General features: G+C 35.5%; 22 protein-coding genes. 7 read left to right on the forward strand and 15 right to left on the reverse strand.

Going from position 1 to position 25,211, the window contains the following annotated elements; translation table 11 throughout:
• Nucleotides 1-361: 361 nt before the first annotated feature.
• Both ACEWK1_RS10635 and ACEWK1_RS10640 read right to left on the reverse strand, forming a co-directional pair.
• Nucleotides 362-2,257 (reverse strand): ABC-F family ATP-binding cassette domain-containing protein, encoded by a 1,896-nt coding sequence (locus ACEWK1_RS10635; RefSeq protein ID WP_251397874.1) that lies wholly within the window; start codon nucleotides 2,255-2,257, stop codon nucleotides 362-364.
• Nucleotides 2,258-2,518: 261 nt separating this feature from the next.
• A complete protein-coding gene (locus tag ACEWK1_RS10640; RefSeq protein ID WP_416636207.1) occupies nucleotides 2,519-3,832 on the reverse strand; it encodes a protoglobin domain-containing protein in 1,314 nt (437 codons plus the stop codon).
• 182 nt (nucleotides 3,833-4,014) lie between these two features.
• On the opposite strand from ACEWK1_RS10640, the gene ACEWK1_RS10645 reads away from it, so the two are divergent.
• Genes ACEWK1_RS10645 through ACEWK1_RS10655 form a run of 3 tightly spaced genes read left to right on the forward strand, consistent with a single transcriptional unit; the run spans nucleotide 4,015 to nucleotide 7,274 of the window.
• Complete coding sequence (locus ACEWK1_RS10645) at nucleotides 4,015-4,425, forward strand: GntR family transcriptional regulator (protein WP_121664420.1); 411 nt, start codon at nucleotides 4,015-4,017, stop codon at nucleotides 4,423-4,425.
• On the forward strand, nucleotides 4,400-5,302 hold the full coding sequence (locus ACEWK1_RS10650; protein ID WP_121664419.1) for an ABC transporter ATP-binding protein: 903 nt from the start codon (nucleotides 4,400-4,402) through the stop codon (nucleotides 5,300-5,302). Before ACEWK1_RS10645 ends, ACEWK1_RS10650 begins: the two co-directional genes overlap by 26 nt.
• Nucleotides 5,277-7,274: a hypothetical protein gene (locus tag ACEWK1_RS10655; RefSeq protein WP_416636209.1), complete on the forward strand. Its 1,998-nt coding sequence runs from the start codon at nucleotides 5,277-5,279 to the stop codon at nucleotides 7,272-7,274. Before ACEWK1_RS10650 ends, ACEWK1_RS10655 begins: the two co-directional genes overlap by 26 nt.
• 53 nt (nucleotides 7,275-7,327) lie before the next feature.
• Here the strand turns inward: ACEWK1_RS10655 and ACEWK1_RS10660 are convergent, their stop codons facing one another.
• From ACEWK1_RS10660 to ACEWK1_RS10705, 10 genes are all read right to left on the reverse strand, one after another.
• Nucleotides 7,328-7,483, reverse strand: a complete 156-nt coding sequence (locus ACEWK1_RS10660; protein WP_416636210.1) for a hypothetical protein — start codon at nucleotides 7,481-7,483, stop codon at nucleotides 7,328-7,330.
• 120 nt (nucleotides 7,484-7,603) lie between these two features.
• Nucleotides 7,604-9,058: an alanine/glycine:cation symporter family protein gene (locus ACEWK1_RS10665; protein ID WP_251397888.1), complete on the reverse strand. Its 1,455-nt coding sequence runs from the start codon at nucleotides 9,056-9,058 to the stop codon at nucleotides 7,604-7,606.
• Nucleotides 9,059-9,434: 376 nt separating this feature from the next.
• Nucleotides 9,435-10,163, reverse strand: coding sequence for a glycerophosphodiester phosphodiesterase (locus ACEWK1_RS10670; RefSeq protein ID WP_416636212.1), 729 nt, complete (start codon nucleotides 10,161-10,163; stop codon nucleotides 9,435-9,437).
• A 116-nt stretch (nucleotides 10,164-10,279) separates the two neighbouring features.
• On the reverse strand, nucleotides 10,280-11,650 hold the full coding sequence (locus ACEWK1_RS10675) for an ABC transporter substrate-binding protein (protein ID WP_416636214.1): 1,371 nt from the start codon (nucleotides 11,648-11,650) through the stop codon (nucleotides 10,280-10,282).
• Nucleotides 11,651-11,673: 23 nt separating this feature from the next.
• Nucleotides 11,674-12,486 (reverse strand): carbohydrate ABC transporter permease, encoded by an 813-nt coding sequence (locus ACEWK1_RS10680; RefSeq protein WP_251397894.1) that lies wholly within the window; start codon nucleotides 12,484-12,486, stop codon nucleotides 11,674-11,676.
• Nucleotides 12,483-13,421 carry a carbohydrate ABC transporter permease gene (locus tag ACEWK1_RS10685; RefSeq protein WP_251406932.1) on the reverse strand — a complete coding sequence of 313 codons (939 nt, stop codon included), beginning with the start codon at nucleotides 13,419-13,421 and terminating at the stop codon, nucleotides 12,483-12,485. Before ACEWK1_RS10685 ends, ACEWK1_RS10680 begins: the two co-directional genes overlap by 4 nt.
• Nucleotides 13,418-14,539: an ABC transporter ATP-binding protein gene (locus ACEWK1_RS10690; protein WP_251406933.1), complete on the reverse strand. Its 1,122-nt coding sequence runs from the start codon at nucleotides 14,537-14,539 to the stop codon at nucleotides 13,418-13,420. The genes ACEWK1_RS10685 and ACEWK1_RS10690 overlap by 4 nt, the downstream gene beginning before the upstream one ends.
• A 23-nt stretch (nucleotides 14,540-14,562) precedes the next feature.
• Nucleotides 14,563-15,159: a glycerol-3-phosphate responsive antiterminator gene (locus tag ACEWK1_RS10695; RefSeq protein ID WP_121664411.1), complete on the reverse strand. Its 597-nt coding sequence runs from the start codon at nucleotides 15,157-15,159 to the stop codon at nucleotides 14,563-14,565.
• Nucleotides 15,160-15,430: 271 nt separating this feature from the next.
• A complete protein-coding gene (locus ACEWK1_RS10700) occupies nucleotides 15,431-17,275 on the reverse strand; it encodes an ABC transporter ATP-binding protein (RefSeq protein WP_416636216.1) in 1,845 nt (614 codons plus the stop codon).
• Nucleotides 17,256-18,989, reverse strand: coding sequence for an ABC transporter ATP-binding protein (locus tag ACEWK1_RS10705; protein WP_416636217.1), 1,734 nt, complete (start codon nucleotides 18,987-18,989; stop codon nucleotides 17,256-17,258). The genes ACEWK1_RS10700 and ACEWK1_RS10705 overlap by 20 nt, the downstream gene beginning before the upstream one ends.
• Before the next feature lie 327 nt (nucleotides 18,990-19,316).
• Here ACEWK1_RS10705 and ACEWK1_RS10710 point away from each other — a divergent pair, with 327 nt between their 5' ends.
• The gene (locus ACEWK1_RS10710; RefSeq protein ID WP_251397904.1) at nucleotides 19,317-19,865 is read left to right on the forward strand and encodes a CBO0543 family protein; all 549 of its coding nucleotides are present in this window, start codon (nucleotides 19,317-19,319) and stop codon (nucleotides 19,863-19,865) included.
• 13 nt (nucleotides 19,866-19,878) lie between these two features.
• Here the strand turns inward: ACEWK1_RS10710 and ACEWK1_RS10715 are convergent, their stop codons facing one another.
• Both ACEWK1_RS10715 and ACEWK1_RS10720 read right to left on the reverse strand, forming a co-directional pair.
• On the reverse strand, nucleotides 19,879-20,865 hold the full coding sequence (locus tag ACEWK1_RS10715; protein ID WP_121664407.1) for a sensor histidine kinase: 987 nt from the start codon (nucleotides 20,863-20,865) through the stop codon (nucleotides 19,879-19,881).
• Nucleotides 20,866-20,875: 10 nt separating this feature from the next.
• Complete coding sequence (locus ACEWK1_RS10720; RefSeq protein ID WP_121664406.1) at nucleotides 20,876-21,577, reverse strand: LytR/AlgR family response regulator transcription factor; 702 nt, start codon at nucleotides 21,575-21,577, stop codon at nucleotides 20,876-20,878.
• 163 nt (nucleotides 21,578-21,740) lie between these two features.
• On the opposite strand from ACEWK1_RS10720, the gene ACEWK1_RS10725 reads away from it, so the two are divergent.
• The 3 genes from ACEWK1_RS10725 to ACEWK1_RS10735 all read left to right on the forward strand — a co-directional run bounded on the left by ACEWK1_RS10725 (nucleotide 21,741) and on the right by ACEWK1_RS10735 (nucleotide 25,025).
• The gene (locus ACEWK1_RS10725) at nucleotides 21,741-22,481 is read left to right on the forward strand and encodes an ATP-binding cassette domain-containing protein (RefSeq protein ID WP_416636218.1); all 741 of its coding nucleotides are present in this window, start codon (nucleotides 21,741-21,743) and stop codon (nucleotides 22,479-22,481) included.
• A complete protein-coding gene (locus tag ACEWK1_RS10730) occupies nucleotides 22,481-23,647 on the forward strand; it encodes an ABC transporter permease (protein WP_121664404.1) in 1,167 nt (388 codons plus the stop codon). Before ACEWK1_RS10725 ends, ACEWK1_RS10730 begins: the two co-directional genes overlap by 1 nt.
• A gap of 139 nt (nucleotides 23,648-23,786) precedes the next feature.
• Nucleotides 23,787-25,025: an MFS transporter gene (locus tag ACEWK1_RS10735; protein WP_416636219.1), complete on the forward strand. Its 1,239-nt coding sequence runs from the start codon at nucleotides 23,787-23,789 to the stop codon at nucleotides 25,023-25,025.
• Between the two features lie 8 nt (nucleotides 25,026-25,033).
• Here ACEWK1_RS10735 and ACEWK1_RS10740 read toward each other — a convergent pair whose 3' ends face one another.
• A complete protein-coding gene (locus ACEWK1_RS10740) occupies nucleotides 25,034-25,201 on the reverse strand; it encodes a hypothetical protein (protein ID WP_416636220.1) in 168 nt (55 codons plus the stop codon).
• Between the last annotated feature and the right edge of the window lie 10 nt (nucleotides 25,202-25,211).

Genomic DNA, 25,211 nt, shown 5'->3' on the forward strand with positions numbered 1-25,211 from the left:
GCATATTGACGGAACAACTTACAACCGACCTGATATTACCCTCTTTTGACGTGACAAACCCTTGTTTTGACTTAACGTCTTGTGATTTTGACTTGATGGGAGGACATTTTGACGGGACAACTTGCATTTGACCTGATTTTCCGCTCTTTTGATGGGACAAACCCTTGTTTCAACTTAACGCCTCACGATTTTGATTTAATCAGCTACAATATTGACGGGACAACGAAAAAACAACTCGATTTTCCGCACTAAACAAATGTTTAATTAAAAAAGACCTTACCCCTTTCAAAACAATACCTAAGAACCATCAAAAAGTAAAAAAGACTTAATACATTCCATAGGATGCACTAAGTCTTTTCCATTATTTACTCTGTTCAATTTCTTCAACTAGAAGCGATAATTCTTCCCAGCGTTCCATTGTTTCGTCCAATGTTTGGTCGACTTTCTCTTGCTCTTTATATAGCTCTTGTACTTTGCCGAGGTCACTCCCAGCTGCTGCAATTTCCTGTTCCAGCTGCTCTTTTCGTTCCTCTAGCTCAGCAATTTTATCCTCAATGCCTTCCCATTCCTGTTGTTCTTTATAGGAGAGGCGTCTTTTCTTATCTTTTTTATATGAGGATTTCTCAGCTGTTGGTTCTTCTTTTACTGCATTCATTTCCTGTAGTTTTTTCTCTTCCATGAATTCTGAATAACTGCCTTGGAATCGAGTAATAGTTCCATTGCTTTCAAAAACGATTAAATGATCCACAACACGATCAAGAAAATAGCGATCATGTGATACAGTTAGCACAACTCCTGGAAATTGATCCAGATAATCTTCTAGTACACTTAATGTTTGCGTATCAAGATCATTTGTTGGCTCATCAAGAAAGAGAACATTTGGCTCCTCCATTAAAACTTTTAATAAGTAGAGCCTTCTTCTTTCTCCACCTGATAGCTTCCGAATGTAGGTCCACTGAGCTGAACGGGGGAATAAGAAGCGTTCAAGCATCTGCTCAGCTGTTATGACTTGATTGTCAATCGTATAAACTACTTCAGCTGTTTCTTTAATATATTCTATCACACGAAGGTTTTCGTCCATCTCTTCATGCTCTTGTGTATAAAAACCAATTTTAACTGTTGTGCCTACATCAATTGTTCCCTCATCAGCCCCAATACGGCCAGCCATAATATTCAAAAGAGTTGATTTTCCTGTTCCATTTGGACCGATGATGCCTAGCCTTTCACCAGGGGTAACTAAATAACTAAAATGATCAATAAGCTTTCTTCCGTCATAAGCTTTTGAGATATGTTCAAGCTCCAACACCTTTTTTCCTAGTCGAGTGGAGCCAATCGCAAAATCTAAATCTTGCTTTGCTGCAGGACCTTTTTGATCCTGTAGTTCCTCTACTCTACCAATTCTAGCCTTTTGTTTTGTTGTCCTTGCCTTTGCACCTCGTCTTAGCCAAGCTAATTCTCGTCTTAACAGGTTTTGACGTTTTTCTTCAGCAAGCTCTGCGTTACTTTCCCGGTCAGCCTTTTTCTCTAAGAACACCTCATAGTTACCTGAATAGGTATAAAGCTGACCTTGATCTAATTCAAATATTTGATTTGTTACACGGTTTAAAAAGTAACGATCATGCGTGATCAGAACAATAGAACCTTTATATTGTGCTAGAAAACCTTCAAGCCATTCAATTGTCTCATTATCAAGATGGTTCGTCGGCTCATCGAGGATGAGTATGTCTGCAGGCTGAATTAGAGCTTTAGCAATCGCAACCCGTTTCTTTTGACCACCAGATAAATGGGTTACTGGCTTTTGGAAGTCAGTTATACCTAGTTTTGTTAATACTGTTTTAGCTACAGTGTTTGCTTCCCAAGCATCGTGCTGATCCATTTTCTGTTGCATATTCATAAGATGCTTTAGCTTTGTTTCATTTTCTGGATCCTGTTCAAGCTCACTTTGAGATAGTTCATACTCTCTCATTACCTGCATAATTGGGGCATCACCATAATAAATTTGTTCTAAGATTGTTAAGCCCTCAGTTAACTCTGGCTGTTGTGGTAAATATTCAATTCGAATCGTATTTGAATGTGTAATCTCTCCAGAATCAGCTGATTCTAGTCCCGCAATCACCTTTAATAGTGTTGATTTTCCTGTTCCATTAACTCCTATTAATCCAATTCGCTGCTTTTCTGCAATGGTAAACGAGATATGGTCAAATAACACCTTTTCACCATATGTTTTATATAAATTTTCTACCTGTAATATGCTCATATTATCCAATCCTTCAACAGTTTTATCTATTGTATAGCATAACAGGTAGTTAATAGTAAGAAAAGTAGGAGAGAAGGAGGGAAAATGAGGGACTTCATTTTTTATCTATCAACTTCTTGAAAAAATCTATCAACTTTCAGCTTAAATCTATCAACTTCTCCCGATAATCTATCAACTTTGCCATATAATCTATCAATCGACAAAAATAGCCCGCATAAGTATCTCAACAAAAAAGCCGCATTACGCGGCTTCTCCTACATTTTACTGTTGACCATCCTCAGCCTTCTCTAATAAAGAGTTAGCTAATACGGATAAACTGCTCATTGTATGATTAATTTCTTTAATAGAAGAAACAATAGAATCAAGGTCATGTTTGTTACGATCAAACATTGATAAATAGTTCTCCATTTCCATCTTTACAGTAAGTAGTCCGCCTTTTACCTGCTGAATTTTAGCTTGTGATGCGTGAGTTGAGTCATTCATAGCTTTCATATTTTCAACTAAATGTTTAGTTGAGTTATTATTTCTTTCAACTAATATTTTTATTTCATTGCTCATCTTTTTAGAGTTTTCAGCTAGTTTCCTTACCTCTGATGCAACAACGGCAAAGCCTTTTCCTTCTTCACCAGCTCTAGCTGCTTCAATTGAGGCATTTAATGCTAATAAATTTGTTTGGTCCGCAATTTCTTCGATGCTTTTTGTCATAGCCAGGATCTTTTCTGAAGTATCTTTCAAATTCAGAATTCCCTTGATCGACTTGTCCATTCCACCGATAACATCATTAAAGGTACCAATCATTGAGCCCATTTGCACTTCATTTTCGTTAGTTAAGCTAACTAAATTTTGACTGCTTTTCTGAGTAATTTCTGTTTCCTGTCGAATTTGGTCAGCCTTCGTACTTGTTTCATAGATCGTTGCTTCCGTTTCTTCTACTGAAGCTGCGACTTCTTGACTAATGGCAACTAATTCTTTCTGTAGTAGCTCTTTGGTTGCATTTAATTGCTTTAGCTCATTCATTCTTGATCCAATATAGTTTTCTACTACTAGTTGTGAATCTAGGTTCGTTACATGTGTTATAGCTAGAAGAACTCTTGTTAGCGTTTCAGGATCTTTTTCAAACTTTTTCACAATTTGGGGAATTAGCAGTGTATTCAATGCCGAATAAGTAGCAATAAACCATGATGCTGGTAGATTAGCCCCATTATGTGTACTTCCGATTCTTTTTCTCATTTGAAAATATTCTTCATCAAGCTTTCCACTTAAAATACTTTTAAAATAATGAACAAATACCTGATACAAACGCTCTCTAGTTGAATGCTCTGTGGCAATCTTTGTTAGAAGTGGTTGCTTGAAAAGATGATTGAGTACTTTTTGTAGTACCTCATCAATAATCTCCAGTAAAAATGGTTGTGATTGTTGCAAAACTTCAAGATATTCAGCCTTAAAGCCCATATACTGAAGCCTTAAAGAAATTTCTTTATCAGAAACTACTGCAATTTCATGGTCTTCAGGAAAATTAATTATTGGTTGAAATGTATATAAATCTTCTATTGATTTCTTCTTTAATCCAAACATCAGTCTTCCACCCTCTCGGTTTAACGTATATCCTATTGTATAACATTTGTTGCATCTTTGTATATCTTTATACCTACACAATGACATAATTTTATCTAAATTTATATTGCATAATCTTCCTTAACACTTTACCATTAACTGTATTAAGAATATTAATACAGTTAAGACGAAGGGGGTTACGAATGTTTCAATTAGATGTAAGAAGCAGAAAGCCCATATATGAGCAATTAGTCGACAAAATCAAAGAACTGATCATTAATAGGATTCTAAAGCCTGATGAGCAATTACCTTCTGTTCGAATGCTCTCAAGTCAATTGACCATTAATCCAAATACGATACAAAGAGCTTATCGTGAACTTGAAAGTCAAGGATACATCTATTCAATTAAAGGGAAGGGAAATTTTGTCTCGGCAATAGAACATATGCCAAGTAATGAACAATTGAATGATCTAAAAAAAGACATCAGAAAACTCATTGCCGAAGCGATTTACTTAGGCTTAACAAAAGAAGATTTATACGTATTATTTGACGAAGCACATCACCAAACAAAGGGGGTCAAAAAACATAATGATTCAGGTAAATTCCATAAGTAAAAAATATAATGAACACCTTGCTGTAGATGACCTTACCCTACATGTTAAAAAAGGATCAATCTATGGATTGTTAGGCTCTAATGGAGCTGGTAAAACCTCACTTTTAAAAATAATCGCAGGCATTAATCGAGCTGATAAGGGTACGATACTGATTGATGATATCCCCTCATATGAACATGTTCAAGTAAAGGAACGGGTTATCTTTATCCCTGATGTTCTTTATTTTTTCCCACAAGCGACAGTGGCACAAATGGCATCTCAATATAGAGAGTACTATCCAAAATGGAACCAGAAACGTTTTGAGCAGCTAAGTTCAGCGTTTAATATCGGCTTAAATAAAAAGGTACATCGATTATCTAAAGGAATGAAGAGGCAAGTAGCTTTTTGGCTGGCTTTATCGGCAATGCCCGATGTTATGATTCTCGATGAACCAATTGACGGACTTGATCCTGTTATGAGGCAAAAAATTAAAAATCTATTATTTCAAGATGTAGCTGAAAGAGAAATGACGATCATTATTTCTTCTCATAACCTTCGAGAAATTGAGGACTTATGTGATCATGTGGGGATTATGCATAAGGGAAAAATTATGATCGAAAAAGAAATAGATGACTTAAAATCTGATACACACAAGGTTCAACTAGCTTTAGCTGATCCTACACATGAGGAGCATCTATTAAATCAGCTAAATATTTTACATTATGAAAAACGAGGAAGCGTTTCTCTTTTAATTGTTCGAGGTAGTGAAGAAAAAATCAGCAAAATCATTCATTCAACAGATGTTTTGCTTTATGATTTATTGCCACTAACTTTAGAGGAAATATTCATTTATGAAATGGAGGATGTGGGTTATGAAATCGAAAAAATCCTTCTATAAAAATGCTGTAATCAAGCAGGACTTCAGACAATTTGGATGGATTAGCCTTGTCTATTTAGTCAGTCTATTATTTACATTACCACTTGGCCTCCTTCAAATCGCATCTAGAAAATATGTCATTTTTACAGATTATAAAAATTATCTAATGGTGAATCCAGAGATACAAATTGTTCTATATTTTGCAGTCCCAGTTGCTGCCGGATTATTACTGTTCCGCTACATCCAAAACGAAGCTTCAGTAGATATGGTCCATAGTCTTCCAATTAGAAGAGAAACATTATACTTCAGTCATGTAATAAGCGGCCTACTTCTATTAATTGTACCTATTCTATTAACCGCTGTTATTACATACTTTGTAACAAATACAATTGAAGGGTTTTCGGGAATCTTAACCATTTTAGATCTATTGTCATGGTTTGGTGTAGTCACTTTATTAACATGCATGATGTTTTCTTTTTCCATTGCAGTTGGTTTTATCACAGGGATGTCAACTGTACAGGCAATTTTAACTTATATTTTTCTGTTTTTACCAATTGGTATGGTTACGATGGTTACTTATAATCTATCCTTTCTTCTCTTTGGTTTTACGACAGCCTTTATAGAAGAAAAGCTTATGTACCTATCTCCATTTCTACGATTTGTTGGAACTTGGGATGAACCTCAACCATATTCAACACTTGAAATAATGATTTATATTATTTTTACGGTGTTCTTTTTTGTTATTGGTTTAGTTTTATACAAATTAAGACAGCTAGAACGGGCAACCGATGTTATTGCCTTTCCTTTCTTAAAACCGATCTTTAAATATGGAGTAACCTTCTGCAGTATGATTTTAGGTGGTAGTTATTTTTCTGCTACAGGTGATCTAAATTGGAGTTGGATTATTTTTGGCTATATTATCGGAGCATTAATTGGCTACACAGTAGCTGAAATGGTTTTACTCAAAACATGGCGTATCCTTCGCCTCCATTTCTTTACAGGCATTATCATTTACAGTGTTGTTTTTATCGTCGTACTATTAGGGATTAAAACAGACTTAATCAATTATGAAGGGAATCTTCCTAGAATGGATCAAATCGAAGAAGTGTACTTCGGTAATAAATATGATATGCAGGAATTGATGAGGAATGAAATTGATCCATTTTCGGATAATAAGCTTTATATCCAAGACGTTAGAAACTTGCATGAAGAAATTATCAATCAAAAAGATTTTATAGAATCACAGAAGCATTCAGAAATAAACAAAGTACAAGGATTCATTACTTACCGAATGAAGAATGGTAAACAATTTACACGTGAGTATCAATTACCTGCTGATGCATTCCAAAAACAACTTACACCAGTTCTGGAATCGGATAGTTATCTTGTTAACCAACCCCATTACTTCCATTTACAAAGAAATGATATTTTGAACATGAGAATTAATCCAGTTGGTCCTAGCCATCGTTCTAGTTCGATTACGATTTCAGACGAAAAAGAAATTGAAGAGTTTAGAAGAGTTTTAGAAAAGGATATTCTCACTCAATCTATTGAAGATATTGTTAGTCCAGCTTCTCCTTGGGCTTATATCGACATAGAATTCAAGCGTAGTAACAACGAAGAATATATTTTTGATGGCTACTCAATTGAGTGGAAAAAATCCTATGAAAATGTTACGAAATGGTTAGAGGAGCATGATTATTTAGAAGATGCACGCATTGATGCTAACGATATTAAAGAAGCCGAAATGACAAGTGTAAACCCTCAAAATCCAGCTGAAGAAATGCTCTCAGCAGAAGAGTATTATCAAACAGGGCAAAAGCATGCAACAATAACTGATCAAGAGTCTCTAACAACAATTATTCGCCACTTTACTGAGTATTCATCAGATCATACTTATTATGTGAAACTCATTTTAAAAGACGGGAATGAGTGGTATGGTTCTATTCCTGATCAGTACATGACCGATGAGATGAAAGAAAAATTGAAATAGGAACCAAAGAAAGCAGCTAACTATTTAATTAGCTGCTTCTTTATCATTTCAATTTATTTTTTATTTACCTGTCTACCACTTTTCTTTTGGCTCTGGTGCTGACTATCTCCTATCTGAACATCTGTACCAAATTCAATATCATTTTTTCCTTGTTGCTTTGCAATTTGCTTACTTGATTGTTCTGAATTCTGTCTGCCTTCTTTAGACATAAGTGTAACCCTCCTTACAGCAATATCATTTTTAATATGTACAATTAGCTTATTTTAATTCGACAAATTCCGGGAAGTGCCAGGCACCAAAAAAGGCTAACCAAATGGTTAGCCTTTTCCTCACGACGCTTGATCTTGATCCTTCTTGTATTCAGTTTCCCAATAGTCAGCATTCTTAATGCCTAATGCTTTCGGATCGAAAACAGGGTCTTTTCCTTGTTTTTTCTGTTGTTCATAATCTTTAAGCGCTAGTAATGCTGGTTTTGCAAGAATTAATATTGCAATAACGTTTAGCCATACCATAATTCCTAATCCAACATCACCTAGAGCCCAAGCTAAGCTTGCTGTTTTAACTGCTCCGTAGAAAGTAGCTCCTAAAATAATAACTTTTAAAAGAAACATTGGAATTTTGTTATTTTTACCACGGATTAGGTATGCAATATTTGTTTCAGCAATATAGTAGTAAGCCATAATGGTTGTAAAAGCAAAGAAGAACAATGCAATCGCTACAAACCCTGCTCCAAATCCTGGAATAACACTATCAATTGCTGCTTGTGTATAGCCAGGACCTGCCTCAATTCCCTCTAGATTGTTAACGATAAACGAACCATCAGGTGCTTCTGTATTATACATACCAGTAAATAAAATCATAAATGCTGTTGCTGAACATACAAATAACGTGTCAATATAAACAGAAAAAGCTTGAACTAAGCCTTGCTTAGCAGGGTGTGAAACCTCTGCTGCAGCTGCCATGTGAGGACCAGTACCTTGACCAGCTTCATTAGAGTAAATACCACGTTTTACTCCCCAAGCAATAGCCATACCAATTAGTCCACCAAAAGCAGAATCTAACGCAAAAGCGCTTCGGAAAATAAGAGAAATAACTGCAGGTAACTCTGTAATATTCATAAGAATAATAATAAGTGATAAAACGATATAACCAATCGCCATAAATGGCACAATTATTTGAGCCGCATTGGCAATTCTTTTAACTCCACCGAAGATAATAACCGCTAGAAGTACAACAACTGCAAGACCAGTAATTGCTTTAGGAATTCCAAATGCATTTTCCATACCAAGTGCGATTGAGTTAGATTGTACACCAGGCATTAAAATCGCCATTGCAATTAATGCTGCAAATGCAAATAGAACAGCAAACCATTTCCAGCCAATTCCTTTTTCAATGAAATAAGCAGGACCCCCACGATATTGACCATCTTGTTTCACTTTGTAAATCTGAGCTAGCGTTGATTCAATAAATGCACTTGATGCCCCGATAAAAGCGATTGCCCACATCCAAAATACTGCTCCAGGACCACCAAAGGCAATTGCAGTAGCTACCCCGGCAATATTTCCTGTTCCTACACGTCCAGAAAGTGCGATCGCAAGTGCCTGGAATGAGGATACCCCGGCTTCAGAGCTTTTACCTTGAAACATAAGCCTAACCATTTCCTTAATGTGTCTTACCTGTAGAAAACGAGTTAAAATGGAAAACAACAATCCCACACCTAGTAAAATATAAATGACTGGTGTGCTCCACAAGACACTGTTTAAGGCAGAAACAAATCCCTCCATAAACAAAACCCCCTTTTTTATAAAAAGCTGAATTTTCTATCTTTTAAAATTATAATCAATATCTCCATATAACACAATAGCAATGTTAGGTAATCTCACATTTTATTTTATTATAATAAAGTAATTTAAAATACCATGAGTTATAACATGAAGTTAAGCTAGGAAATATATGATGATGGACACTATTAAAATAGCATAACCAAAATAACATCAACTAGTTTAACATAAGTAATACTAAAAAAACTATCGAGAAAAATGCCAATAAATATGATATACCAAAATAATAATTTTACTTTTCTTACCATAAGAATAAAAATAATTAAATTTTTGTAATAAATTTCTCACAATAGTAATAGACTACAAGAATACCATACCCTCAGAATGAGAGAAACATCTGAGGGAAATCAGTCATAACAACGGAAGCACAGGTATTCTCTAGCGAATGAAAATCCTCTAAAGTATTTATTGTATAGACTCTCATTGGATAACCTGCTAAGCTTGCTTTTCTCCCTAAAATTGATTGCGCAAATACCGCTTCACAATGAAGAGCTTGTACATGGAGGTTTTTGGCTATATTTAACACATCAGTTGGTACACCTTGAAATAGTAGAGCTGTTTCTATTTTTTGATCAATCTCATAGATCTTTTTTAAGCTATCTCTGTTAAATGAAGATATGATGCATTGTTGGTCGAGATTCAGCTCATGAATTAAACGTACCACCTTTTCCTCAAGATTTTCATATTTAATTCGATCATTTTTCAATTCGATGTTCACAATCAATTTATATGAAAGTGTTTTTACCCACTCTAACACTTCATTAAGTGTAGGAATTCTTTCATTTTGAAAGTCTACATGAAACCAGCTTCCTGCATCGTATTGTTTTAATCTATTTAATGTTAAATCCTTTACATATCCCACTCCATTTGTTGTCCGTTCAATTCTTTCGTCATGAATGATAACAAGCTCTCCATCCTGTGATATTTGTACATCTAATTCTATACCATGTGCTCCTATTTCAGCCGCTGCTTTAAATGCAGCCATTGTATTTTCCGGGTACAGTCCACTTATCCCACGGTGCGCAAAGATTTCTACTTTATTACTCATATCCAATCTCCTATACTAGTAATCTCTAAAAAAAGACCCCGGAAGAAAAGATCCTTCAAGGGCCGAAAGAGGTGGTAAATAACATTCTACTCTTACTTTAAAATACCTAAAGTTCATTAGTTTCCTTGCTTTTTATTAGCAACCTCTAATGCACGATTTGTTTCTTCAGCAGCTTGATCAAGAGCTTCCTTGGGATCCATTCCTTGGTATAAGTTCTCCATTGCTGTAACAACTTTTTGTCTTGATTCAGGGAATACAGAAATCAGTGCTCCTTGTGTAGCCGTGTTAGCCTTTGTATCGCGTAATTGATCAACTGTTACTTTAAGTTGTGGGTATATTTCCCATTCCTCTTTTACAACGTCTTGTTCATATGCAGCAGGATTAATTGCAAAATAACCAGTTTTCACGTGCCAGTCTGCTTGAACCTCTGGAGTAGTTAAATACTTCATAAATTCCCAAGCAGCCTTTTGTTTCTTTTCATCAATGCCACTTGACATCCACACTGATGCTCCACCAATAATAACTCCATTTCTTTCAGCATCATCAGGAATTGGAAGATATGAAACGCCAACTTCAAAATCAGCATTATCTACAATTGCTTTTACACCAGCTGAAGAATCTAAATACATCGCCATTTTCCCTGATTGGAATGCTGCACGCATATCATCCCAGTTTTGTCCTACATTATAAAATGTTCCTTCATTATACATATCTGAAATTAAGTTAAATACATTTAACCCTAATTTATCATTAAATGTAGCCTTTGTTGCAGTTCCGGAACGACCGTTTTCATTATCAACATAATGACCACCTTGCTCTGCTAGCATCTCTTCAAAGAACCAACCATAATTAAGAATAGAGAATCCATATTGACTTGTATCTCCACCTTCTGCTTTTGTTAATTGTTTCGCAGCATCTTTTAGTTCACTATATGTCATCGGTGCTTTCTCAGGATCTAATCCAGCTTCTTTAAACGCATCTTTATTATAAATTAAGACTGGTGTTGATGAATTAAATGGCATAGAATATTGCTCGCCATCTACTGTATAGTAATTTGAAATGTTTTTATCCCATTGTGATGTATCATAATCTTCTTCATCAATAAATTTTTGTACAGGCTGAACGTGACCACTATCAATCATATACTTTGTTCCAACCTCAAATGTCTGCATGATTGTTGGAGCGTCCTCAGTACCCGCAACAGTGTTGAACTTTGTTAGTGCCTCTTCGTATGTACCTTGGAAAACCGGTTTTACTTCAATATTATCTTGAGATTCATTAAAATCAGCAACTATATCATTTAATACTGTTTCAAGATCTCCACTCATCGCGTGCCAAAACACAACTTCTTGTTTTCCTGCTGTTTCCTCAGTTTCTGTCCCTTCAGCATCTGATTTTGTACCAGAAGAATTCGTGCTTGAACTTGAACAAGCTCCTACTAACAATAAAAGCAAAGCAGATAGAATCATTAGAAATTTTTTCTTCATGAATAAGTCCCCCTTATTTTTCATTACTTAATTGCACCTTGAGTAAGTCCACTTTGAAGACGTTTTTGACCGATAAACAATAATATGAGTGTTGGAAGAATAACTACAACGACTGCTGCCATCACCACCCCCCATTCGGTAGAAATTTCTTGTGACTGCAGCTGTTTTAAACCGATTTGTACCGTTCGAACACTTTCGTTGTTTGTGACAAGCAACGGCCATAGGTACATATTCCAGGTGGTTAAAAAGCTATAGATTCCTAATGTAATTAAACTTGTTTTTGAAACTGGTAAAACAACATTCCAAAAGAAGCGAAAGCGACTTATTCCAGCAACCTGTGAGGCTTCATACAACTCCTTAGGTATTGTTTTGAATTGTTGTCTTAACAAAAACGTTCCGAATGCTAATGCGAAAAAAGGAATGGTAAGACTAGAATAGGAATTCAACCATCCTAGTTTTTGGATGGTTATAAAATTCGGCACCATCGTTGCTTCCCAAGGAATCATCATTGTTGAAATAAATAAGAAAAAGATAAGCTCTCTTCCCTTAAAAGATATAAACACAAAGGCAAATGCCGCCAAGCTGGATACAATTATTTGGCCTACCATAACAACAGTTGACACATAAAAGCTATTCCAGAGATATTGAAGAAGAGGAACCTTTTCAAAAGCAGATTTATAGTTTTCCAATGTAAAACTATTAGGGATTAGATTACCTTTGAGTACCTCTCCTCCTTGCATAAAACTGATCATGAATGCATAAAAAATTGGAAACACCATAAAAATAACTGAAACAATTAACAATATATATAAGACAATTCTTTTCAAACTCCTCATTGATAATGCACCTTCCGTTCCCCAAGCTTAAATTGAAGAATGGTAATAAATAAAATACAGAAGAAAAGAATGGTTGCTTGAGCACTTGCAGATCCAACATTATAGTTTATAAAGGCATCTTTATAGATGGAATACACAATAACATTTGTGGACTCCACTGGTCCTCCCTTTGTTAAAATATCGATCTGACCAAAGGTTTGAAATGCATTGATTAACGATACCGTAATAACGAAAAATAGAGTGGGAGATAACATCGGAATTGTTATTTTTCTAAGTTTATACCAATAGCTTACTCCTGCTATTTCAGCATTCTCGTACAAGTAATCATCAATATTTTGCAACCCACCTAACAAAATAAGAAAAGCAAATCCTGTATTCATCCAAATTGTTGACACTGCAACAGAGAACAGGGCATATTTCGGGTCTAGTAACCACTGAATTTCAGAGCCACCAATTGCAGTGACCAATTTATTTAATATTCCTATTGCCGGGTTATACATAAACATCCAAATTACCGAAGAAGCCGCAACACTCATTCCCATCGTGGAAGAAAACATCGTTCGAAAAAAGCCTATTCCCTTCACCTTTTCATTCGCAATGACAGCTAAAAATAAGGCAATCACCACCCCTAGCGGAACTGTGTACAATACGAAGAGTACCGTTGCTTTAAGACTTTGTTGAAAGCTCTTAGACTGTAAAAGGTAAGTGAAATTTTCAAGGCCTACAAATGTAATCGGCACTCCCTGTCCATCTGTCAAAAAAAAGCTTAGATATAACGTACGTATCATTGGATAAAAAAGAAATAATCCAAACAAGATAATAGATGGTGCCAGATAGAGTAGTCCTATTAAAAGGTTTGGCAACGTGCTTTTCTTGACTCTAGAGTTTGTTTTTATTTTAAGTGAAGGTGACGATATATCAGGCAAGCTACTCATAAAACTGCCTCCTTGAGAGAGTGTTGATCGAATCTATTAGATTGATGCCACAAACACTCCCCACTAGCAGCATCAAACATATAAAGATCTGAAGGTGTGATGTACAAAGGTATTCTTTCTCCAATATCAACGTTCCATTGCCCGTTCCATTTCGCTATCCACTGTTTATGACCAACCTCAAATGTAATTAATGTTTCTGTACCGAGCACCTCTACATTCACAGCCTCAGCGAAAAAACTCACCTTGCCGTCTTTAGCAAGCTTTACATCCTCAGAACGAACTCCTACCATTAGCTTCTTATCTTTAGGTAATAGACTAGCAACCTCATTAGCTAGTAAAATCGAGCGATTATCATCAAACAGTAAACGATTGTCCCTAACTGATACTTCTGAGAGATTCATCGGAGGTGCGCCGATAAAGGATGCTACAAACGTGTTTGCTGGGCTATTATAGATATCAATTGGTCTACCAATTTGCTGAATTTTCCCGCTATGTAAAATCATCATACGGTCAGCCATTGTCATTGCTTCTGTTTGATCATGTGTAACATAGACCATCGTAATTCCTAGCTTTCTTTGAATCTGCCTAATTTCTGATCTCATTTTCGCCCTTAGCTTTGCATCTAAGTTAGATAGAGGCTCGTCCATTAAACAAATCGGTGCATGTGTCACAATCGCACGTGCTAATGCCACCCTTTGTCGTTGTCCACCTGATAATTGCCGCGGTTTACGATCTAATAGATCAGACAACCCTAGCATTTCAGCCGTCTCTAGGCACCTTCTCTTTTGTTCAGATTTTGAAATTTTCTTCGTATGTAAGCCAAACGTAATATTTTGTTCAACATTTAGATGTGGATATAATGCATAGTTTTGGAACACCATTGAAAGGTTCCGCTGACTTGGTGGTAGTTGATTGGAAAGAACGTCACCAATAAATAGCTCCCCTTTTGATATATCCTCAAGCCCAGCAATCATGCGAAGCATTGTGCTTTTCCCACATCCAGATGGACCTACTAACACAAAGAATTCACCCGGTTCAATCGTGACATCAATTTCTTTTATCACATCTGTTTTCCCATCATAGGATTTTGTCACATTTTTCAGCTCTATACGCTTCATTCTGTTAACCTCCTCATTTAAATTTAGATACGAAGCTTCTCCTCTTTACGGGTCTTCCAAAGCCAAGGTCTTCCAGTTGAAACAGCCACTGCTCCACTACCTAATGCCGCTTCAATTTGTAGCTGATTTTGTATAAGTCCACCTGTAATAATAGGAAGATTTGTTTCTCTTTTTAGCTTGCTAATCATTTCTGGAATAAGAGCAGGCATAACCTCAAGAGCATCCGGTTTAATGTCATTGACTGTTTGCAAGCCATTTTTCACCGCATCTGTATCAACTAAAAAGAGTCTTTGGATCGTTAACAACCCTTCTTTTTTTGCTAATTGGATAAGTGAGCTTTTTGTTGTTATAATTCCAGTTGGCTTTACATACTTTGCTATAAATTTCAATCCTTCACGGTCATAACTAATTCCGGGAATTTTTTCGATGTGTAAAAAAACAAATCGGTTGTTTTTCTTTAGTAAGTCAACATATCTCTTTATCACACTAATGTTTCCTGTTAATAAAAAGGCCGATTGTATATTTGTGTTTAAAAACTGATCCAGACTTTTTGGATCTTTGATAGATGAAATCACTTGATCTTCTTCCAATCTTCTTGTAAATTCCTGTAGCATGTCCATCCTACCCACTCCTTCATATTGACTTGAAGGTCGAATAGCAAAATAAAGAAACCATAAAAAAACACAGGGGTTACGATAACGTAATTCTCCTATTTCTTTTTATGGTTTCTCATTTTCACAACCTAATCTATTCACTTGTCCTTCACAACTTTATAGTATCAATGAATTATAAAGTTGGTTTAAAGATAATGTATATTTTTGTAAATGGATTATTGAGTTTATGTAAACATTACCAATGTAAACAAAAAAACAATAGAAAAACCTTCTTACATTAGTAAGAAGGTTTTGCAATAACTCCAGTTTCACTTTGACTTTGCATATCAAAGTAAAATCCTCGTTCTTCTAGTAATTGTTTATGTGTTCCTTTTTCAATAATTTTCCCATCTTTTAAAACGATAATTTGATCAGCCATTTTGATTGTGTTTAATCGATGAGCAATGACAAAGGTTGTTCTTCCCTCCATCAACCTCGATAACGCTTCTTGAATTCGTAGTTCTGTAATCGTATCAATACTGCTCGTCGCCTCATCTAGAATTAATATTTTCGGGTCTGCAAGCATTGCTCTAGCAATAGCCAGTAGTTGTTTCTGACCATGACTAATTCCATTTCCGTCATGTTGAATGAGTGAATGATATTGCTTCGGCAGCTTCTTTATAAATGATTCTGCATTAGCAAGCTTTGCTGCTTCCATAACTTCCTCATCAGATGCATCCATTCTCCCATACCTAATGTTGTCTAAAATTGTCCCTTTAAAAAGAAAGGTATCCTGCAGAACGAATGCCATTTGACTTCTTAAGCTGTCCCTGCTTATTTGGTTTATATTTTTCCCATCAATGTATATCGAACCTTGGTCAGCATCATAAAAACGGGCTATTAAATTAATAATAGTTGTCTTCCCGGCACCTGTTGGCCCCACTAGAGCAACGGTGTCTCCAGGATGTGCAAGAATATTCACATCCTCTATCGTTTGCTTATCCTCTCCTTGTTCGTACGAGAAGCAAACAGCTTTAAAGCGGACCTCTCCATTTAAATCGGTAACAGTCATTGAAGAGCTTGAATCCTTTTCTTTTTCCTCATCAAGAATATCAAACACTCTTTCAGCTCCCGCTATTGCTGATAATAACGTATTAAATTGGTTTGCCAAGTCATTTAATGGTCGCGTGAATTGTCTTGCGTATTCTGCAAAAATGACAATCGTACCTATAGTAATCATACCATTCAGAGCAAACAGCCCCCCAACTCCCGCTATGATAGCAAAGCTAAGGTTATTGAGCATATTCATAACCTTAGGAATAAAACCTGAAATCGTTTGAGCCCAAAACCCTGATTTTCTTAAGTTATTACTTTTGTCTATAAAGCTTTCGATTACCTTTTGTTCTTGCGAATAGGCTTTGATCATCTTCTGCCCTGATATTACTTCCTCAATATAACCATTAAGTTCACCTAAACGTTGTTGCTGCTGCTTAAAAAGACTTCCGGTACGTCTAGTAATCCACTTCATACCGATAACCATAAGAGGGATAATTAATAAAGTAATAAGCGTTAATAAGGGACTTAACCATAACATAACTGTCACTGTTCCAATTAAGGTCAATAGACTTGAAAAGATTTGAATAACTGAGCTATTTAAGGTTGAGCTAACATTTTCAATATCATTTGTCACTCGACTCATTAGTTCCCCATGCTGTCGTTTATCGAAAAATGAAATAGGAAGGTAATGGAGATGGTTAAACAAATTTAACCTCATTTTATTTACTGTATATTGTGAGATACCAATCATCCAGTAATTTTGCAGGAATAAGGATATTGAATGGAGTATGAAAACGGCTATAAGCCCCATAACCATGAAAGTCAAACCATCAGTTGCTAATGTAACAATATGTTCATCAATTGTTTTTCCAATTAAATATGGCCCTAACAACCCTAAGACTGAGCTTAAAATAACCATAACCAGCACAAGGAAAAACTGACCCTTTTTTTCGGATAAATATCTCCAAATCCTAAAGACCGTTTGCAACCCCTCTTTAAACCCGACTTTTCGCTTTTTCATTTGCGGATTGTGGTTGTCCAGGGACATTCTCTCATACTTAAATGGGCTAGTTAGATGCTTTAACATCGGGCACCTCCTCCATCATTTGCGAACGATAGATTTTTTGATAGAGAAGGGAGCTTTCTAATAACTCATGATGATGTCCATAAGCTACTACCTTCCCTTCATCCAACAATAGAATATGATCAGCCTCTTGTGCTGTACTAATTTTTTGGGTAATAAGTAAAGTCGTGCAGGTATAGTTCTTTAAAGCATTCAGTAATTTCTTTTCTGTTTTCACATCAAGGGCGCTCGTACTGTCATCTAACAAAAGAATTTTTGGTCTGCGGACAAAAGCTCTTGCGACAGATAATCTTTGCTTTTGTCCACCTGAAAGGTTGACCCCTTTTTGCCCTATTTTTGTTTCATACTGATTAGGTAGCTTGATAATTGTTTCGTGAATTTGTGCCGCTTTTGCTGCTTCAATGATCTCTTCGTATGAAGCATGCTCTTTCCCCCACGCTATATTGTCCTTTACTGACCCAGAGAATAGTACGGCTTCCTGAGGAACTAAGCCTATCTGATTACGCAAACACTCAATATCCATGCTTTCAGCTGAAACTTCATCGATTAAGATCTTCCCAGAGTCTACTTCATATAACCTTGGAATTAACTGAAAAAGAGATGACTTCCCAGACCCAGTGCCACCCATTACCGCAACCGTGTCACCTGCTTCCACATGAAAAGAAATATCTTTTAATACTCTTTCACTAGTTCCAGGATAAACAAATGAAACATGATTAAAATAGATACTTCCGTCTTGGAGTAAAACCTGTTTCCCCACAGACTCTTCTTCCCCTCCATCTGTTTCTAAAACTTCCATCACACGTGAAGCTGAAGCACGAGAGCGTGAAAGAAACATAACAATAAAGGAAAACATCGATAAAGCTGCTGTTGTTCTTAGTCCATAGTTGACAATTGCAACCACTTCACCTACCTGAACATTTCCACTTGCAACCTGTACTTGACCGTTCCATAAAATGTAGATAATCCCGATATTCATAATAAGAAGCAAGATCGGCATTGCCATTTCAATCATTCGCAATGCTTTTGTTGTTGAATCCCTTAATGAATCAGTGGCTTTTGTAAAACGTTCAATTTCGTGACCTCTACGAACATAAGCCTTAATTAACCTCATCCCCATTAGATTCTCTCTTAACACATCATTCACAGAATCTAATTTAGCTTGAACCTTTTTAAATAAACCACTACCTTTTTTCATAATCCAAATAAGTAGAATAATAACAAATGGAATAACAAACGCAAAGACTGTTGCTAAAGCAGTGTTTACAAAAAAGGACATAATTACTGAGCCAATAACAAGAAGTGGGGCTCTTAACATGATTCTAAGTCCCATAAACAGCGTATTTTGTAGCTGTGTAATATCATTAGTCATTCTTGTAATAAGAGATGATGCTGGAAACTTACTTAGCTTCTCAAAAGTAAAGGATTGAACCTTTACAAACAACTGTTTTCTTATATCAAAACCAAAGCCTTGACTAACGTGTGCAGCATAAAAAGAATTAATAATGCCTGAAGCAAACGCGAGGAAAGACAAAGCCAACATCACGGCGCCCCAAAATGTAACGACCGAATAGTCCTCTTTAAGTATTCCATCATCAATAATTTTTGCCATTAACAAAGGTTGTAACAACTCCACTGTTAACTCAGCTAACATTAATAGCAATGCAACGACCATTGGTATTTTGTATGGATGTAGAAATGATTTTAATTTTATCATTGTATGTAGTGCCCCCAGATAATAGTAAGAGATCAATAATGAATCCAGCTTACTTTAAGTATATTGTCTACACTTTGGATAACGAGCAATAAGTTTCATATCATTTTATGTTTCATCACTACTATTTATTAGAATAATAATCAATAGTGTTAAGTATCTTTAAATGCGTTAGTGATAATTTTACCTTGAAACAAGATTACATGAAAAAAATAATATGATGATTGAAGATAGATTCTTATCTGAAATTAACATTGTTTCAACTAGCACTCATAATATTCAGCAAAATACCTATAATAAGTAACAACATTTTACATTGTGAGGTATGAGATGAGTCCAAGCATAACTGATATTATGGAAACTCAGGAGAAACTTTCAAAAATGCGTTGGGAATATTACCAACATGATATTATTTTTAGCTTTCAATGGTGGTTCCTTATTGTTACGTTCATTATTTTATTTATTGTATGGATACGTTTATTAGACAAAAGCAGACTGCTAACGATTCTTTTGTTTGGGTTCATCACATTAAATATCGTAACCTTTTTGGACACTCTTGGAGGGGAGCTACAAATTTGGGAATATCCAAAAATGATTCTACCTTGGGGTCCAAGAATCTTATGCATTGACCTAATGATTTCCATTTATTTTATGCTACTTTATCAATTTTTCACCAAATGGAGATCCTACATTTTCGCCTCTATCGTCCTAGCTGCAGTCTTCTCATTTATTTTCGAACCAATAGCTAAGCTTCTAGGTATCTATATACCAATAAGTTGGTCTCATTTATACTCATTTCCCATCTATATCCTCTTAGCCATTAGCATTAGATATCTTGTTGAAAAGTTAATCACAATAAATAACCTCACAAAAGGCTGACTCATTATTCGAATCAGCCTTTCACGATTAGTGGGATTTTTATCTTTATATTTATGGTATTTTCAATATATTGAATGGATAATCGACCATTATGTGACTTTACTAAATTAGAGATAATAAAGGTCCCTAAACCTTGATGACCTTTCCCCTTTGATGTTGTACCGAACTTTTCAAATAAATCATCTATTTCGTTCTTATTAGTAAAGATAGCATGATTCATGATTTCAAGAATATAAATTCCACCATGACTTTCTGTTTTAAAAGTAACAGAGGAGTGATTATAGATAGCGTGATAACTCTGTGAAGCCTCAACAGCATTTTCTAAGAGATTTGTAATCAATTGAACCTGGTAAACTGACTCCATAGGTAATGATGAGACTGGTACATTAAATTTATATTCAATATCTGTTCCTGCTTGTTCTGCTAATTGTTTATATTTTAATAAAATGGAAGAAATATGAGCATCCTCCCCTTTTATTACCTGATTGACCCCATCATATTCACCAAGCAGGGTGCGAAAGTATTCCTTTGCTTTATGATTCTTATCATGTTCTATAAGAAAATCTAAAGCACTAACATGCTTTAGAAAATCATGTCGTTGTGATCTTACGGTTAAAAAATGTTGATTCATCTCTTCCAATTTTTTAGACAACTGCTGAAGCTCATACTGTCCTTTTACTTCTAAAGGCAGCTTCCTTAACCTAACAACTTCACAAACAAACATCCCGATTACGGAAATGATTTGAGAAGTTTCCTGTACCGTTGTTATGATAACTGCTAAAAATAATACTTGAAGAACGATTAAGTAACTAGTCTTTTTAAAAGATAAAGTGGATAGAGAAAACGGAAGCAATTTGATTTCTTTACGATGTAACATGATAACCGCTAGATGAATCCCAAACAAAAGTATCACCATTAGATGATGTTGAGTTATGAATAGTTTTAAATATGCAATTAAATATAAACTGCATAGAAACACGATATATAAAATAGAATTCACAAGCTTACTCCTAGTTATAAAATTGATCTTGTAGTTTATCGAGACTTGATTTTGTAATAATAGCTGTATTCTTTGTTTTTTGAAAATGAACGGTGTAGGAGTTTTTTGTATATAATGAAAAGTTCTTCACATAATGAATATTAATAATAAACCCTCTATGAGAACGAACAAAATGTGAACCCGCTAGCTCTTCTTCCAACTCATTTAATGTTTGATAGGTAGAAAACTCGCCTTCATGTGTATAAATGGTTGTCGATCTTCCCGTCCTTTCAATATAAATAATTCCTTTCTTATCAATAAAAAAAATGTCAGATTTATTTTTAAGCACCAGCTTTGTTTTATCAGCTACCTCTTTTTTCTTTTGCAATCGTTTAATTCCTCTAAGCAATCTTTCTTTAGAAAATGGTTTCATAATATAATCCAAAACATCTAACTCAAAGGCATGTACCGCATATCCACTATGACCGGTTACAAATATCACCTTTATATCCATTGCGTAGCTGTGTATAAAATCGGCTAATTCATATCCTGATAATTCCGGCATTTCAATGTCAGTAATAAGTAAATCAATATCCTCACTTTTAATTAATTTGTAGGCTTCCTCTGAGTTATTCGTCGAAAAGACAATATCAATATCAGCTTCTTTCGAAAGCGTGATCTGCAATTTCTCCAAATCATATTTTTGGTCATCAACTAAACCAACTTTTATCATATGCGCACTCTTTCATAGAATTTTTTACCAATATTTTATCATGTTCATGAAAGAAATTGGCATTTTCACGACAAAAAAAGGAAGTTTCACGACAGGATGGATGTTTTTACTATGCTGAACTCTTATGATTGTAATAGATTAAGGGAATCAAGGAGGAAAAAGGATGATCAGGATAAATCATGTTTCAAGATCCTTTAAAGATAAAAAGAAAACCATACAGGCAGTAAATAATATTACGTGTGAAATCCGTAAAGGAGATGTAGTTGGGTTACTTGGGGAAAACGGTGCAGGAAAAACAACTCTCCTTAGGATGATATCGACTATGTTAGAGCCAACAGAGGGCAGCATTATGATTGACGGAATTGATATTCATAAAGAACCTATGAAAATTAAAGGGCGGATTGGTGTTCTATTCGGAAGTGAGACTGGACTTTATGATCGTTTATCAGCCCGTGAAAATCTTGCCTATTTTGCAAAGCTCCACGGGTTAAGTAAAAATGAAACCGAAAATCGAATTCATCAGCTTGCCGTTCGATTTGGTATGAAGGAATATATGGATCGAAAGGTTGGAGGCTTTTCAAAAGGCATGCGTCAAAAAGTCACGATAGCTAGAACCCTTATCCACAACCCGGAGATCATTTTATTAGACGAACCCACAACAGGATTAGATATTACCTCAGCAAATATGTTTCGAGAACTTATTCATCAGCTTAGACGTGAGGGGAAAACCATTATTTTCTCCAGTCACATTATGGAAGAGGTAAAACAGCTTTGCCAATCTATTATTATGATTCATAAAGGAGAAATGATTTATAACGGATCTACCGAGGACTTATACAAGCAAGAAGAAAGTGATGATTTAAACTACATTTTTATGTCTCGTATTATTAGGGGGAATGAATAATGACTTGGCATGTTTTTATAAAAGAACTGAAAGATTCAATGAGAGATCGTAAAACCATTATGCTCAGCGTCATGCTACCAATATTATTTAACATTGGGTTATTGTTTTTTATGGAAAAGATCATTATGGATGATTCTGTTGAACAAGTAAACGTTGCAGTGGAGCAGAATACGGATAAACTCGTTTTAGATTGGCTGGAGGAATTAGACGAAATCGAAATCGTTTCTACGGATAATCCTGTTCATTTAGTAGAAGAGGGCGAAGCATTAGTTGCTATTTCTGCCGATGAAAATTTCAGTCTGAAGTTAGAAAACAATGAAATTCCTGAAGTAATTGTTCAAGCTGATCCAACTAGTACAAAAGGAGGAAGCACCCAGGATTTAATTGCAAATACGCTAGCTTTAAAACAACAAGAGTATATTCAGCAATACCTAGTTGAAAGTAATATTGATCCAACATCTTTAGAGCCTTTTAAAATCAACATCAAAAGCATGAGTGAAGGCGATGATACGTCACTTTACTTAATTTCGATCTTTGCTCAGCTTATTATCGTATTAGCCGTTTTAATGGGAGGACTACCAGCAGCAAATGATTTATTTGCAGGTGAGAAAGAACGTAAAACAATGGAAGCTTTACTAATGACTCCAGTTAATCGTCTTCATATTATCATTGGTAAATGGCTAGCTATAAGCACATTAAGTATGGTGAGTGGAATTTTCTCTGTCATTACCTTCATTATTGGGGTAAATGTCTTTACAGAAAACCTTGCAGATGCATTACAATTGGATGAAAATATAGGATTTTTCACGATCAGCTTATTAGTCGGTATTATCTTCTTTGCATTATTAATCTCAAGTTTACAAATGCTTATCAGCTTAATGGCAAACAACTTAAAAGAAGCACAAAATTATATCTCACCGATTACAACTCTGGCGATGGTTCCATACTTCATCTTAATCGGTGTCTCGGCTAATGAATTATCAACCATGCATTTTCTTATTCCATTTCTCAATATCTATGCATTAATAAAACAGTTAATCTACGGTATTTATGATACAACAAGCATATTATTAGTAGCTGGAAGCTCAGCAGCATTCATTTGTTTAACATTCTTTATAGCATATGCCATGTTCATGAAAAGCAAATGGGTGCTTGGTAAATCATAAACCACATTTTTATCGGGTGCTTCAAATATTTGAAGTGCCCTTCTTAACTTTCCCTTGAATTTTTTCCAAGTGATGACAATAATATGACTATTAGAGTCTTTTCGTACTTCGAAACAATTTATATAAGGGAGAAAAAAACATGTCTACTGCTTCGATTCCCAAAAAGCCTGCTTCTTATCAAAAAGATTCAGGAACTGTTTATAACATTTTATTTATCATTGGTCTTTGCCATCTTTTAAACGATAGCATTCAGTCAGTTATTCCGGCAATGTTCCCTATTTTAGAGAAATCAATGGGGCTTACATTTACTCAACTAGGTCTTATTGCTTTTTCATTAAATATGGTATCGTCTGTTATGCAGCCAGTTGTAGGATTTTATACAGATAAACGCCCTATGCCCTATGCATTACCGATTGGACTAACAAGTAGTATGCTAGGTGTTCTTGGATTAGCTTTTGCTCCTTCGTTTATCACAATTCTTCTATCGGTTATTTTTATAGGCCTCGGTTCAGCTATTTTTCATCCTGAAGGTTCGAGGGTTGCTTATATGGCAGCCGGAAACCGTAGAGGGTTGGCTCAGTCTATCTACCAGGTTGGTGGAAATAGCGGTCAGGCACTTGCACCAGTTATTACAGCATTAATTCTAGTGCCATTAGGTCAGTTTGGCGCAATTTGGTTTACAGTTGTTGCCGCCCTAGCCGTTTGCTTTCTAATCTATATTGCAAAATGGTATTCTACTAAGCTATCAATTATGAAAGCTGAAAGAAAGGCAAAGCCACAAGTAGAACATAAAAGTAAATCACTATCAAAAGCAATTCGTAATGCTCTCATTATCATTATTTTCATCATTTTTGCTCGTTCTTGGTACGGAAGTGCGATCTCTAACTTCTACGCCTTTTATGCCATTGAAAAATACGACTTAACAATTGCTACCTCACAGCTATACATTTTTACATTCCTTGTGATGGGTGCAGTTGGAACATTTCTTGGTGGCCCACTAGCAGACCGTTTCGGTAAACGTAATGTGATTCTTGTTTCTTTACTTGCTACAGTGCCGTTTACATTATTGCTGCCTTTTGTTGGCCCTACTGCTTCTCTGATCCTGCTTGGTTGTATCGGAATTATCTTGATGTCAAGCTTTTCAGTTACTGTTGTGTATGCTCAAGAGCTTGTTCCTGGGAAAATTGGAACAATGTCCGGTTTAACTGTCGGGTTAGCATTTGGTATGGGAGCAATTGGTTCAGTTGCTCTAGGGGCAATTATTGATACATTAGGATTAACAACAACAATGATTGGAGTGGCTTTACTACCTGTATTTGGTATTTTAGCCTTCTTGCTACCTTCCGATCGTAAATTACTAGAATGGCAGCAACAATAATTAATACTTCACGAGAAGAACATCCCGAATGTTCTTCTTTTTTGCTCTCTTAAAGGACATGTTTCATATTCTTTCTTTGGTGAAGACCATTCCCCTCTTATTTTTATGCCGTTTTGGTCCTCATCCCACTGATGAAGACCATTTCCCTTATTTCCCCACGCCGTTTTGGTCCTCATCCCACTGATG

This window comes from Metabacillus sp. YM-086 (genome assembly GCF_048059995.1).
GTDB classification, from domain to species: Bacteria; Bacillota; Bacilli; order Bacillales; family Bacillaceae; genus Metabacillus; species Metabacillus litoralis_B.